The 13,764-nt window shown below is 42.8% G+C and carries 11 protein-coding genes; 8 read left to right on the plus strand and 3 right to left on the minus strand.

The genetic code is table 11. From position 1 onward, the window contains the following. Positions 1-186 precede the first annotated feature (186 nt). From AC3WJN_RS11285 to AC3WJN_RS11295, 3 genes are read right to left on the minus strand one after another with little or no spacing between them, the layout of a single operon-like run. The gene (locus tag AC3WJN_RS11285; RefSeq protein WP_081494733.1) at positions 187-636 is read right to left on the minus strand and encodes a putative iron-sulfur cluster-binding metallochaperone; all 450 of its coding nucleotides are present in this window, start codon (positions 634-636) and stop codon (positions 187-189) included. Positions 637-693: 57 nt separating this feature from the next. Further along, positions 694-2,826, minus strand: coding sequence for a heavy metal translocating P-type ATPase (locus AC3WJN_RS11290; RefSeq protein WP_007786745.1), 2,133 nt, complete (start codon positions 2,824-2,826; stop codon positions 694-696). Then, complete coding sequence (locus tag AC3WJN_RS11295; RefSeq protein WP_007786747.1) at positions 2,816-3,187, minus strand: ArsR/SmtB family transcription factor; 372 nt, start codon at positions 3,185-3,187, stop codon at positions 2,816-2,818. The genes AC3WJN_RS11290 and AC3WJN_RS11295 overlap by 11 nt, the downstream gene beginning before the upstream one ends. A 269-nt stretch (positions 3,188-3,456) precedes the next feature. Here AC3WJN_RS11295 and AC3WJN_RS11300 point away from each other — a divergent pair, with 269 nt between their 5' ends. The 8 genes from AC3WJN_RS11300 to AC3WJN_RS11335 all read left to right on the plus strand — a co-directional run bounded on the left by AC3WJN_RS11300 (position 3,457) and on the right by AC3WJN_RS11335 (position 13,729). Then, the gene (locus AC3WJN_RS11300) at positions 3,457-4,095 is read left to right on the plus strand and encodes a recombinase family protein (RefSeq protein WP_007786749.1); all 639 of its coding nucleotides are present in this window, start codon (positions 3,457-3,459) and stop codon (positions 4,093-4,095) included. Next, positions 4,074-7,022 carry a Tn3 family transposase gene (locus AC3WJN_RS11305; protein ID WP_035317569.1) on the plus strand — a complete coding sequence of 983 codons (2,949 nt, stop codon included), beginning with the start codon at positions 4,074-4,076 and terminating at the stop codon, positions 7,020-7,022. Before AC3WJN_RS11300 ends, AC3WJN_RS11305 begins: the two co-directional genes overlap by 22 nt. Positions 7,023-7,408: 386 nt before the next feature. After that, entirely contained in the window at positions 7,409-7,789 is a 381-nt protein-coding gene (locus AC3WJN_RS11310; RefSeq protein ID WP_035316898.1) for a flagellin, read from the plus strand. Between the two features lie 259 nt (positions 7,790-8,048). Further along, on the plus strand, positions 8,049-8,726 hold the full coding sequence (locus AC3WJN_RS11315; protein WP_007779574.1) for a restriction endonuclease: 678 nt from the start codon (positions 8,049-8,051) through the stop codon (positions 8,724-8,726). Positions 8,727-8,739: 13 nt separating this feature from the next. Then, positions 8,740-11,022: a UvrD-helicase domain-containing protein gene (locus tag AC3WJN_RS11320; RefSeq protein WP_007779572.1), complete on the plus strand. Its 2,283-nt coding sequence runs from the start codon at positions 8,740-8,742 to the stop codon at positions 11,020-11,022. 42 nt (positions 11,023-11,064) lie between these two features. Then, the gene (locus tag AC3WJN_RS11325) at positions 11,065-11,496 is read left to right on the plus strand and encodes a group I intron-associated PD-(D/E)XK endonuclease (protein WP_035316895.1); all 432 of its coding nucleotides are present in this window, start codon (positions 11,065-11,067) and stop codon (positions 11,494-11,496) included. Positions 11,497-11,518: 22 nt separating this feature from the next. Next, positions 11,519-12,505, plus strand: coding sequence for a restriction endonuclease (locus AC3WJN_RS11330; RefSeq protein WP_007779570.1), 987 nt, complete (start codon positions 11,519-11,521; stop codon positions 12,503-12,505). A 282-nt stretch (positions 12,506-12,787) separates the two neighbouring features. Further along, on the plus strand, positions 12,788-13,729 hold the full coding sequence (locus AC3WJN_RS11335) for a DEAD/DEAH box helicase (protein ID WP_007779567.1): 942 nt from the start codon (positions 12,788-12,790) through the stop codon (positions 13,727-13,729). The last annotated feature ends 35 nt before the right edge of the window (positions 13,730-13,764 follow it).

A 13,764-nucleotide genomic window follows, 5' to 3' on the forward strand; every position in this document is an offset into this window, starting at 1 on the left:
CCGGAGAAGCCGAAGAATTATAATCCATAAGGGCAACGACCCAGTCGAGGAGCTAGAATCGGCCTCCACCCCTTGAGGGGTCCCGCCAGCAAAACGCGGATTTACAACGCTAAGAAGTTTTGAAAACAAAAAAAAGCCGGTTTTCACCACGCTAAGCGTGTATCCGGCTATATTGGGGTAGTTTCGTTAGTTCAAACTTTGTAAATACGCGGAAACATTACCCAAGCAGCAAGCCCCTTGAGGGTTGTTTACTTCGCAGCCACAGCGGTTCGACTGCACATGATTCTTTATATGTTCAATAGGCTGCTGATTATCACTAACTGCTTGAAGAAGGCGATCTCTCGTCCAATCAAAGCAATAACAAACTGGCACATCCATGCTAGAGTTCTTTTGGAATACAGGTACTTTTAGTGCATCCTCATTAAATGTTTGCAAATTAGTATCACTGAAATATACGGTATTACAAGACGAGTTTGGACAGAAATAATAAAAGTTAGCTGGCTCAATAGTTTCCAAAAAAGAAGCTGTAAGCAAAGATTTTAGTGTAATCAGAGGTACTTTTTTCCCCTTCTCCCCGCAGGAAGGACAATTGGTTTTGGTTGGTTTCACGTTGCTGGATGGTGCGCAACAGTCCATATGAAATACACTCCTTAATTGGATTTCAGAGGAGAGCCTTTCCCCTTTTTTCCTTGGTCATTTATCCAGATTTCCCTTAACCTTTAACAGACGAAGGCTATTCAACGTAACAATAAGGGTGGCTCCCATGTCTGCGAAAATAGCCAACCATAACGTCAACCAACCTGGGACAATCAGTATCAAGGCTAATAGTTTAATACCCAACGAAAACGTGACGTTCTGCTTGATAATCGCAAGCGTTTTACGGCTCAATTTCATGGTGTAGGGCAGTTTGCCTAGATCATCTGCCATCAAAGCGATGTCAGCAGTTTCAAGTGCGGTATCCGTTCCTGCTCCGCCCATGGCAATTCCCACTGTGGAGGCGGCCAAAGCAGGTGCATCGTTTACCCCATCGCCCACCATAGCGACATTCCCATAATCATTTCGAAGTTGCTTAATGTATGCGAGTTTGTCTTGGGGAAGCAATTCCGCTTTTACTTCTGCGACACCAAGCTGTCTTCCAATCGCTTCTGCTGTCGCTCGGTTGTCGCCAGTGAGCATGATCGTTTTTTGGATGCCAAGCTCATGTAGTTTTCTAATCACATCTTTACTTGTTTCACGCACTTCATCGGCAACGGCTATCAGCGCAAGGATCTCATGGTCCGTTCCCAGAACCATGACGGTTTTCCCTTGTTTTTGCAAACCTTCGATTTCGATTCGTATGTTTTCAGTCAGGCTCGACGCATTCAACTCGGAGAATAAATTCGGGCTTCCAATGTAGTAGAGTTCGCCATTCACTTTCGCTTTTACGCCTTTTCCTGTAATTGATTGGAACTCTTCAACCTCTGCTGACAAGTCGGCGTTTTCTTCTTCTGCCTTGCGGATGATCGCCGAAGCCAGTGGATGCTGGGATCCTTTTTCAATGACGGCGGCAATCCCCAACAACTTGCTTTTTTCTTGAGCACCATAGGTGATCAATTCCGTAACCGCTGGAACCCCTTTCGTGAGGGTTCCCGTCTTATCAAAAGCGATGGCAGACAAACGTCCTGCCTCCTCCAGATGAATCCCGCCCTTGATCAGGACACCGTTCTTTGCAGCATTCCCAATGGCAGTCACAATCGATACGGGTGTGGAGATGACGAGTGCGCACGGACATCCTACCACAAGCAACGCCAATCCTCGGTAGATCCACTCTCCCCAATCTCCTCCAAGGAAAAGAGGAGGCACAACAGCAATACCTAGTCCTAAGATCATAATCGCTGGCGTGTAATACTTCGCAAATCGATCCACAAATGCTTGAGACGGCGCGCGTTCCGCTTGCGCTTCTTCTACCAGGTGAATGATTTTCGAAATCGTAGTGTCTTCCACACGCTTCGTTACTTTTACCTCAAGAAGTCCCTCTTCGTTTAACGTACCAGCGAACACTTCGTCATCCACAGATTTGGCGATAGGTACCGATTCCCCCGTAATCGCCGCCTGGTTGATGGTGGATGCTCCTTTTACTACAATCCCATCCATTGCTAGTTTCTGTCCTGGTTTTACGATCATGATGTCACCCACTTGGATATTATCCACTGGTACCATCAACTCTTCGCTACCTCTACGGATCAGGGCTTCTTTCGGAGCAATGTCCATTAGCGATCGAATAGACTGGCGCGCTTTTTCCATAGAGTAGCGCTCAAGCACTTCACTGATGGCAAACAAGATGACAACCGTTGCTCCTTCTCCCCACTCTCCGATGGCTGCCGCACCTAAGATGGCTACGGTCATGAGGGTGTTCATATCAAATTGAAGGCGAACCAGGTTTTTGATCCCTTTAATGAAAAGCTCATAGCCACCGATAAGAATCGAAGCAGCATAGACAACAGCAGTTAGGAGATGTTCTTCCCCGAATTGCTGACCCAATAGGTAGCCTGCGATCAAGAGGGCGGCTGAAATAACGACTTTCCCGTGTGCTTTCCAAAACGGTTCTTTTTTTGCTTCCACCCGTTCTCTTTCAGGGGTAATTTTGAGATTTTCGAAAGCACCCGCCTTTTCCAGTTCCTCTACAGTAGCCTCGCCAAGAACGGTTACTTTAGCTGCTCCAAAGTTCACTTGTGCATCTTGAACTCCAGGCAGGTTTTTGACATTCTTCTCAAAGATTGCTGCACAATTAGTGCAAGTAAATCCTTGAACCCGATATACATGTTTTTCTTCTGCCTTACTTGCCATTAATCACGACCTCCTTGCTGTGAGCGGAAGCAATTTGAACAAGCTCTCGCACATGTTCATCTTCCAGGGAGTAAAAAACCAATTTCCCTTCTTTTCGGTATTTCGCCAATCCAAGTTGTTTTAGCGTTCGTAAATGATGGGAAGCTGTTGCCAGCGAAGAGCCGATGATGTTGGCGACATCACATACACACATCTCATCTTCCTGGCATAATGCGTAAGCAATCTTCATTCTTGTCTCATCTGCTAACACTTTGAACATCTTTGCCATACGTTGTATATCCTGGTTTTGAAGCAGCTCTTGTACGCGTCGGACCTTAGACTCGTCAAAACAATAAATTTCACAAGTATCTTTTTCTTTCATACAGTACCCCCCAATAATCAAACCAATATTTGATTATTATGATCATACAGCAAATCATTTATACAATCAAATAACAATTTGATTTTTAGGTGGATTATTAGCCAGTCCAATTTGTCAAAGTTTTGTGGCGTTCTGTCAAAAAGCATACTTTGTGACATGTTGAAAAACAGGTAATATTCCACATGGCATAAAGTGTCTTTTCTTATTTCGCAATATTTCATTTTGTTGATATACTTTTTGACATGGATTAATGGAAGGGAGTTGAAATTTTGAAGCTGGGTTACGCTCGCGTTTCAGCCAAAGATCAAAATCCGGAACGACAGATTAAAAAGATGCGTGAACTTGGAATTGAAGAGCGTTATATCTTCGTCGACAAGCAAAGCGGTAAGGATTTTAACCGACCGCAGTATCAGGCAATGCGATTAATCATACGTGAAGGGGACTTGCTCTATCTTGACGCACTCGATCGATTAGGCAGGGATTATGATGGAATCATTCAGGAATGGAAGTATATTACACGTGAACTAAATGCAGATATTGTGGTACTAGAAAATGAGACTTTGTTTGATAGTAGGAAATTTCGAAGCATGGGTGATCTTGGAAAGCTAATGGAGGACCAATTTTTAAGCCTGCTTTCTTATGTGGCCGAGCAGGAACGTAAAAAAAATAAGCAACGTCAGGCCGAAGGAATAGAGCTGGCCAAGAATAACGGCGTGAGATTCGGACGACGAAAGTACGAGATTAATGCCGAATTTATTCAGGTTTATAATGAGTGGAAATCTGGGGCGATTACTGCGACGGAAGGAATGAAACGCCTTGAGTTAAAGCCCAATACTTTTTATCGACGTGTAAAGGAGTATGAAAATCAAAGAAAGGTGCGGGTACCTTGCGCGGAAAAGAACTCCTAACAACAGACCAGCGACTAGAATGGATGACCCCTCCCAATGGTGAATGGGAACTTGCTACATACTACACGTTCTCGCAACATGACTTGGACATCATTAATCGTCATCGACGTGACTACAATCGACTAGGCTTTGCCGTCCAATTAGCTCTACTCCGTTATCCAGGTTGGAGTATAACTGACATGAAGGAAATTCCTGACTTCTTGCTTCACTATCTGGCCAAACAGCTGGATATTGAGCCAGGAGTTTTTTCCTTGTATGCCCGAAGGGAAAACACACTGTGGGACCATCTGAAAGAAATTCGAGAGGAATATGGATTTACTACGTTTACAACAAATGATTATCGTCGGTTGTTGAAGTATTTATTTAAGCTGGCCTTGGAAAATGGGAATGCTGTTCACTTAATTCGCTCGACATTAGATGAGCTGCGCCGGTCAAAAATTATCCTGCCGGCCATAACGACGATAGAAAGGGTTGTATGGGAAGCCCGAAATCGTGCGGAAGAACGAATTTACCGACAGATCCACTCATCTCTAACCTCTTACCAAAAACAAAAACTAGACAAGATTATCGAACCCGTAATTGGTACCGGAAAAACAAAACTCGGTTGGCTAAAGGAAACGACTGGACAATTCTCTCCAGAGGCGTTTCTAAAGGTGATCGAGCGGCTGGAATATATTCGCAGCTTGCAATTACATATCGATACCAGATCGATCCATCCCAACAGGTTAAGACAGCTCTCCCGCCTAGGTTCACGATACGAGCCGCAATCCTTTCGACGTTTCCATGAAGCAAAACGATATACGGTCTTGGTGGCGTACCTTTTGGACCTAAGTCAGGATTTAGTTGACCAGGCATTTGAGATTCACGATAAGCAAATCTTAACCTTACAATCAAAAGGACGGAAACAACAAGAGGAGATACAGAAACAGAACGGCAAAGCGGTAAATGAAAAAGTGGTCCATTATGCTGACTTAGGAGCTGCACTTATTAAAGCACGGGATGAAGGTATTGATCCTTTTGTTATGCTAGAAACGGTCATGCCGTGGGAAAAGTTTGTTGAATCTGTAGAAGAAGCCAAAAAACTATCTCGGCCACTTGATTATGACTATTTGGATCTTTTAGAAAGTCGGTTTAATTATCTTCGAAAGTACACACCGACTCTACTGAAAGCATTAGAATTCCGTTCTACGAAGTCAGCCGAACCGTTGATGAGAGCGCTCGATACGATTCGAGAGATGAATGAAACTGGTAAACGTAAAGTACCTGAAGGTGCTCCTTTAGACTTTGTGTCCAACCGATGGCAAAAGCATGTTTTCGATGAGGATGGGACCATTAATCGTCATTACTACGAGATGGCTGCACTTACGGAATTAAGAAACCATGTCAGATCCGGAGATGTTTCTATTGTCGGAAGTAGACAGCATAAAGACTTCGACGAGTACCTAGTGCCACATGACGAATGGAAATCTACCCAGGCAACCGGTACCAGATTGGCCGTGAGTCTACATGTTGATGACTATCTTGAGGAAAGAACTAACGCCCTCCTACGTCGGTTACAGTGGATTGGTGAAAACATCGATGCGCTTGAAGGAGTAAACGTAGAAAAAGGTAAACTACATGTTCATCGGCTTGAAAAGGACGTTCCAGAAGAAGCGAAACAATATAGCTCCACTCTCTATGGCATGCTGCCGCGAGTAAAGCTAACAGACCTACTTTTAGAAGTGGCGAGTTGGACGGGCTTTGACGAGCAATTTATCCATGCTTCGACCAATCGTCCTCCTAAAACCGAAGAAAAACCGATTGTTCTCGCAGCGCTCATGGCAATGGGAACGAACATCGGATTAACAAAAATGGCTGATGCCACTCCTGGTATCTCATATCATCAAATGGCCAATGCAGCTCAATGGCGAATGTACGATGATGCAATGAACAGAGCTCAAGCAACACTTGTGAACTTTCACCACCGGCGATCATTGGCCGCCTATTGGGGAGATGGAAGCACATCTTCATCCGACGGAATGCGCGTACAAGTAGGCGTTTCGTCTCTTAGTGCCGATCCTAATCCACATTACGGATCAGGCAGAGGGGCTACGATTTATCGATTCGTCAGCGATCAATTTTCATCGTTCTATACAAAGGTCATTAATACGAACGCTCGGGATGCGGTGCATGTGATCGATGGTCTCCTGCATCATGAGTCGGACTTGTCCATTGAGGAGCACTATACGGATACAGCCGGTTATACGGACCAGGTCTTTGGTTTGACTCATTTACTTGGATTTCGATTTGCTCCACGCCTTCGCGACTTATCAGACTCAAAGCTGTATGTGATCGGAAAACCTAGCGACTTTCCAAAGTTGGAGAATCTTCTACGTGGCCAAATAGATATGAAGGTCATACGTGAAAATTACGATGATGTTTTGCGCCTTGCTCATTCTATTCGGGAGGGTAAAGTGTCCGGTGCGCTGATTATGGGTAAGCTTGGGTCCTACGCGCGCCAGAATAAAGTTGCCAAAGCGCTTCGAGAGATGGGGCGAATTGAAAAGACAATCTTTATTCTGGACTATATCTCAAGCGAATCGATGCGCCGCCGTATCCAACGCGGACTAAACAAAGGAGAAGCAATGAACGCACTGGCACGGGCCATTTTCTTCGGGAAACATGGAGAGTTGCGAGAACGTGCATTGCAGGATCAACTCCAGCGCGCAAGTGCATTAAACATCCTGATTAACGCAATTAGCGTTTGGAATACGGTATATCTCGGTAAAGCCACGGATCTACTCCAGAGTAAAGGTGCGTTACGAGAGGATTTATTAAAACATATGTCTCCGTTAGGATGGGAGCATATCAACTTCCTTGGTGAGTACCGTTTTGATCCGAAAAGAGTTACCACATTAGACTCATTACGGCCGTTGAACCAGGAATAGCAATAAACCGGTTACACCCTTAGCGTGGTGAAAACCGGCTTTTTTTCTGTTCAAAAACCCTTAGCGTTGTAAATCCGCGTTTTGCTGGCGGCACCCCCTTGAGAGGTAGAACGAAGGAATGTAAGGGCATAGACCCAGCGTGACATGGGAGGGTAAACCCCGAGGGCGGATGTGGAGATCCACTGTGCGATCATACCTTTTTATCCACAGTCTGGAAACTGGTGATTGCAGGCTCTATTCCCGCCACAGCCCTTACAGAAATATTTGTATCTCCTTCAATCTTCCGACAAGAGCTTTAAGATGTCAAAGTTAAAAAACAGAGAATGAGCGAGAAAACAGGAGAAAACATTACTTTATAGTGGGAGGATGTTAATCCTAAGGTAATTTTGCAGGTAGGAGCAAATGCAGGAGACACATTTGAAGTTGATCTATCGGATGTGAGAACTGCTTCACTTGGAATCGATCAAATTAAGGTTGATCCTCGTGAAAAGGCGGTAGAGGCGATTGGGAAAATAGACGAAGCTATTCAAAAGGTATCGGTGGAGCGTTCCAAGTTTGGTGCCTATCAGAATGCACTGGAACACATTCATAACAATGTATCGAACTATGCGGTTAATCTTTCTGCCGCAGAATCGAGGATTAAAGACGCAGACATGGCTAAAGAGATTATGGAGATGACCAAGAACAATATTCTGTCACAGGTGGCGACGGCGATGCTTGTACAAGCTAACCAGACACCAAGAGGGGTTCTTCAATTACTCAGATAAATAAATCAACTGAAACTCAATCTATCAAGAGTTGAAGCACAATGATGATTGACTTGAGAGGCATGGTTCTGTAATACCATGTCTGTTTGTTTTTAATGAATACGAAACAGTTCGATTATTTCATCATATAGCGGTGACAAAAATAGTCAATGCCCTTACCTCATTTACAGATTTTCGGTAAAATTGTACCAATAGGTCTGCTTCAAAAGGATTATCTCTGAAAGTCCATGATTTGCTGTTTTGCTCAGGAGGACTTCTAATGGCTAAAACCTACAATGCAGAAGGTCGGAAAATCACAAATCTGTTCCGATCGATGTTCGTTATACTCTCAGTTCTAGTATTCTCCTATCTTGCACCAGGATTGCATTGGGTTTTCTTTTTTCTATTGCTCGGTGCCGGAGTGTTTCTGGCTGAAATACTGGGAAGTATGTGGACGAGATATAGACGAAAATTGAACCAAACAAGCAAATCTGCTGATCGTATTAAGGCAATACGATCATCTAAAATTGAGACTTCCCAAAAACATCGCAGAACCACGAGAAAACTGACAGATGACGAAATCAGTATTGCTAATATCGACACATTGTCTGGTGTTGATTTTGAGCGGCTAATAGAACTGTATTATCGGGATCATGGATATTCTGTGGAACGCGTCGGCGGCTCTGGGGATCACGAGGTTGATTTGATTCTGAAAGGAAAAGAAGGGTATAAAATTGCGGTTCAGTGTAAGCGTTGGAAAGGAAGCGTTGGGAACGATATTGTTCTCAGACTAAAAGCGGGCAAACAAGTACATGGATGTTACGATGCCTGGATAATCACGACCAGCCATTTTACGAAGGCGGCCCAGGAAGCCGCAGAACGGCTAAATATCCGATTAATCAACGGAGTAGCCGTCCACGACATGATTAACAGATGGAGAAAACAGCGTGTGAAATAAAGAAGGTGATGAAGTGAGCAAACGAACGTATTTCAGTGCTCCTCTTGGTGCTGACTTTCAAAAGGTGCCGCATGCCATTATTACCGAACCAAAAACTAGCAAAGATTTAGTTTCCAATCAAGAAAGAGATGCTTTTTACTTTCGTTCGCTGGAGAAACAAGGCATATTTTTAAACGAATCTCAAATTCAGGCTATCCGTCATTTTCAAGGGCCGTTGCTCACACTTGCTGGAGCAGGTACTGGTAAAACGTCTGTCCTCGTCTGTCGTACCGGTTATCTGATATCTGTTCGAAATGTTGATCCGCGAAACATTTTGTTGGTAACCTTCTCAAAAAAAGCGGCAAATGAAATGAAAGAGCGGATCGCACAATTACCCGGAATCGACAAGAGCATCACCGAGAATATACAGGCACGTACCTTCCATTCCTTTTTCCTGGCGATTCTCCGTAAACACGGTGTTCTACAGGAAATCTTAGGTGAGACTCGGCATCAACACATAGTAATGAAGAAGATTTTACGTGAGATGGGGTTGCAGGACACTTACCAGCCAGAAACTCTTTTTTCTTTGCTGTCATCATATAAAATGCAAATGGTGAGTGTAGATCAATTACAGGAAAAGACAGAAGAAGAAAAAGAACTGAAACAGATTTTCAGTCGGTATGAGGAGTGGAAGGACAAGAACAATAAAATCGACTTTGATGATGTTCTATTGCGTGCATATCAATTACTTCAGCAAAAGCCATCTCTATTACACTCATTGCAAAAACGGTTTCTGTATGTGTCAGTAGATGAGTTTCAGGACACGAATATGGTGCAGTATGAGTTAATTAAAATGATCGTCAAACCTCACCAAAACCTCATGATAGTGGGAGACGACGATCAAACTATTTACTCATTTAATGGAGCACGTAACGATTTCATATTGGACTTTGACAAGCTGTTTCCTAATGCCAAAACGATTACACTCGACATTAACTATCGATCAATTTCAAGCATAGTAGGGCTTGGAAACGAGATCATTCAACATAACATTAAGCGTAAAAAGAAGACACTGAAAGCTACAAAGAAGGACGGAATAACACCACGATATATGAGTCCCAAAAACTCAGATGATGAGGCGGAGAAAATTGTAAGCCACATCCTGCGTGAAGTAGAGAGTGGAAAACGACGGTTTCGTGATATTGCAATACTTTATCGTAGTTCGAACAACAATCGGGCAATCTTGGAGCAATTGATCCAGCATGATATTCCTTTTATTGACTATGGTGGGGATGAATCCTTTTACGATCACTGGTTAGTCAAAGCTGTATTGGATCATCTACGATTGGCTATAAATCGAAGGGACTTTGAAGCAATAGAAGGTGTTTTGCCAACGCTGTACATCAATCGGGAGCAAGGGTTGCAATACATACTCGATCAGGATTCGGTTCAGAAGAAAAAATGGCCTCTGATTCATCTCTTGTCTCTTCAGGAAATTAAGGACTTTCAGAAAGAGAAGATCATGGAGCGGCTGAAGTGTATTAAATCGCTCGAATCAATGACACCGCTTGATGCCATCCAACACATTCGTCGGGAGTTCTATGACCAGTTCCTTGAAACGAACAAGAGGCATAAGCTTACCCACCATAAGGAGATAATCAGGGAGACACTCGATGAACTGGAGTCGTCAGCTAAGCGCTTTAACACTATTGGAGAGTTTCTCTCCTTCATTACTATGGTGACGGAGAAGCGGCAGGAAATGAAACAGCTAAAAAAGGATAAGCAGGCTAATGCTATTCAATTAATGACAATTCATAAGTCAAAAGGACTTGAGTTTCCGGTCGTATTCCTAATCAGCGCTTCGGAAGGCAATATGCCTCACAGTTCAGCGATTGATGCTGAGCGGATGGAGGACTTGTATGTGGATTTAAAAGATATTTTGAAGGTATCCAGTGCTTTAGAGGAAGAACGACGTTTAGCCTATGTCGCAGTTACTCGTGCTCAGGAAGAACTATTCATCAGCTCACCGATGTACTATCGAGGGAAGAAAACAGAAGTATCAAGGTTTATTATGTCTGCCTATCCACGGTATGAAGCGAATAAGAGTAAAGCTGAAAGTAGAAAGTCTATGAGTGAAGGATCTGTTTCTCCCAAGTATGCGAAACAAGAAACGGTTTATGCTTGGCTGTGCACTGGTGGTAGCTGTAATGTGTGGCAACGAATATTGTCATATGAAGAAGCGGAGTTAAAGTCGAGGGAATGTCCGGTATGCAAGGCTCCAATGGAAAAAGGGAGTAAGGCGATTCTGAATCGTTAATGAACCTATAATCTAATTAATGATAGCAATGGGGTAAAGCCGATGAATGATATTTCACAACAATATTTAGCCGATGCCAGAGAAGTTGTCATTGCTGGGAAATTACTTCTTCAAGGATATACTGTTAGCCGTCCGCTTTCGGGAGCATGCCGGTACGATCTTATTGCAGAAAAGGATGGACGATTTATTAAAATACAAGTTAAGAGTTTGAAACGCGATTCTGCATACAAAAACTCACCACTTCCTTATCCGGTATATGTTCTTGAAGCGTACTCATTGAACCCAATGAATGGTCAAAAGAAAGGGTACACTCGCATGGAAGTAGATGTAATAGTCGGATACAACCATGAGGAGGATTGTTTTGCCGCTGTCCCTTTGGATGACTTCAAGGGTAGGTTAAGCGCGGTTGTTCATGCGAAAGAAGGAACCCGCTCTCAATATTTTAATTCGTGGCAGGCTCTATTGGAAGTTTGATACTTATTGGAGGGATTCACTGATGGTTAAGTGGTGGATGGTACGAGCTGGAGATAGTAATGAATTAATACCTGAATGGTTAGATAAAGAAGTCGTATCTATCGGATGGAGCAAACTGGGGAACCCCTTAACATATCAAACCAGAGAGAAACTGGTGGAGAAGGCTCATACAGTATTCACGAATGAAAAGCCCGGAACCCGTATTCAATGGGCAAGTCAGGTTTGGAAGTTTAGCCGAGATATAAAGAAGGAAGATAAAATCATTACATACTCTAAGGAGTCACGTGAATATTTAGTTGGTACAGTAACCAATCCATTTTCTCATAATCCTGCTATTATTAGTGATTACTATCCAAATGTAATCGGGGTTCAATGGGATCAAAAGCGTATTTCACGCGATGATCTTTCACAAGGAGCCAAAAACACACTTGGAGGTATTTCAACAGTATTCCGCGTTGATAGTTGGGCCCAAGAGTTTGAAAGTTTAATGCAGGGGCAAGGATATACAACGACAACTACTACGCAAGATGATAATGATGACAGTGCAGATAATGAAGTGTTTATCCAACAAGCGATGACTATGCTTGAAGACGCAATTGACAAACTTGATGCCTGGCAGATGCAAGACTTGGTCGGTGGTCTATTAGAGGCAATGGGTTACCAGGTGCGGATTAGCCCTAAAGGCCCCGATGGCGGTGTCGATATTATTGCTCATCGTGATGCTTTCGGATTCGAAAAGCCTATTATTAAAGTACAAGTAAAGCATCGTAAATCTGCCGCAGGTAGCCCTGAAATTCAACAACTATTAGGAGCAAACCCAATTGGAGCAAGCAGTCTTTTTGTTTCTACTGGGGGCTTTACACCGTCAGCAAAATCCGTGGCTCAACAGAATGGAGTGAAAATGCTAGATCTAACTGAACTGGTTGAGTTAGTTAGTGAGTGGTATGAGAACATGGCAGTTGAAAGAAAGGCTCTATTACCACTTAGAAAGGTCTATGTTCCAATGTAGAATATTAAGCCGTTGGAGTAACGTAGAACAATATGTTTAGTGGAGCTAATATGATTAGCTGATTATTTTTTTTCAATATTAATTTATGGGGAAGATGTGCTTTCCTTCTCCTGGTTAAAGGAGAGGTGTAAATTACCTCTCCTTATTATGTTAAAGGTAACCTTTAGATGAGCTGTTAGTTGTATACTGGAATAAGTATGCTTCTTATACGAGCATAGGAATAACGGCTTTTTTGTCGAATATTGGAATCAAAAGCAAACTAACAAATGGGTGGTAATGAAGATGAGTACCTCCTTTCACAGTCAATATTTTGCTTATGAACTTACAAAACAGAGTTCTTCTAATTCCGTTGGGCGTTTAAGCCAATCGTTAATTAACGCCACTGTAGACCTTAATCCACATCAAGTGGAAGCCGCTCTTTTTGCGTTCCGTTCTCCATTAGAACGAGGAGCTATACTTGCGGATGAGGTAGGACTTGGGAAAACTATTGAGGCTGGTTTAGTTATTAGTCAGTTATGGGCAGAAAGAAAGAGAAACATCTTAATCATCGTTCCACCGCCCTTAAGAAAACAATGGAATCGTGAGTTGATTGAGAAGTTCTATATCCCATCCATCATTCTAGAAAATAAAAACTACAATGAATACGTAAACAACGGAAATGTTAATCCGTTCTTTCATAGAGATCACGTCGTTATCTGTTCATATCAATTCGCTAGGAACAAAGCAAACGATATTAAAAGAACACCATGGGATGTAATCATTATTGATGAAGCTCATAGGATGAGGAATGTATATAAAAAGTCTAATAAAATAGCAAGGATTTTAAGAGATGCAACAAAAGGTGCACCTAAAATTTTACTTACTGCTACGCCCCTCCAAAACTCTTTGATGGAGTTATATGGTTTGATTAGTTTTATCGATCCGCATCTTTTTGGGGATGAAACGACATTCCGAAAGCAATTTGGACATGGTACAAAAGAATTGTCTAAGCACGACTTTCTAGATTTGAAAAATAGAATAAAGCCTGTGTGTCATCGAACATTAAGACGACAGGTGACAGAGTACGTACCATATACCAAACGCATCCCAATCGTACAGGAGTTTTTCTCTAGTGCCCTCGAATGGGAGTTATATGAGAAAGTATCATCTTATCTTCAGCGAGATGATATCATGGCTTTACCTAAGAGTCAGCGGTCATTGATTGGACAGGTTACACTTAGCTAGACAGGAAAATTAAGGTCAAGTAGACTACTACTAAC

It is taken from the genome of Brevibacillus sp. FW306-2-1A-C05A, from assembly GCF_058781555.1.

Excerpts from the sequence above, each read along its gene's own strand:
- AC3WJN_RS11285 (WP_081494733.1), bottom strand. The coding sequence starts at position 636 with ATGGACTGTTGCGCACCATCCAGCAACGTGAAACCAACCAAAACCAAT.
- AC3WJN_RS11290 (WP_007786745.1), bottom strand. The coding sequence starts at position 2,826 with ATGGCAAGTAAGGCAGAAGAAAAACATGTATATCGGGTTCAAGGATTT.
- AC3WJN_RS11295 (WP_007786747.1), bottom strand. The coding sequence starts at position 3,187 with ATGAAAGAAAAAGATACTTGTGAAATTTATTGTTTTGACGAGTCTAAG.
- AC3WJN_RS11315 (WP_007779574.1), top strand. The coding sequence starts at position 8,049 with ATGGCTAAAACCTACAATGCAGAAGGTCGGAAAATCACAAATCTGTTC.
- AC3WJN_RS11325 (WP_035316895.1), top strand. The coding sequence starts at position 11,065 with ATGAATGATATTTCACAACAATATTTAGCCGATGCCAGAGAAGTTGTC.
- AC3WJN_RS11330 (WP_007779570.1), top strand. The coding sequence starts at position 11,519 with ATGGTTAAGTGGTGGATGGTACGAGCTGGAGATAGTAATGAATTAATA.
- AC3WJN_RS11335 (WP_007779567.1), top strand. The coding sequence starts at position 12,788 with ATGAGTACCTCCTTTCACAGTCAATATTTTGCTTATGAACTTACAAAA.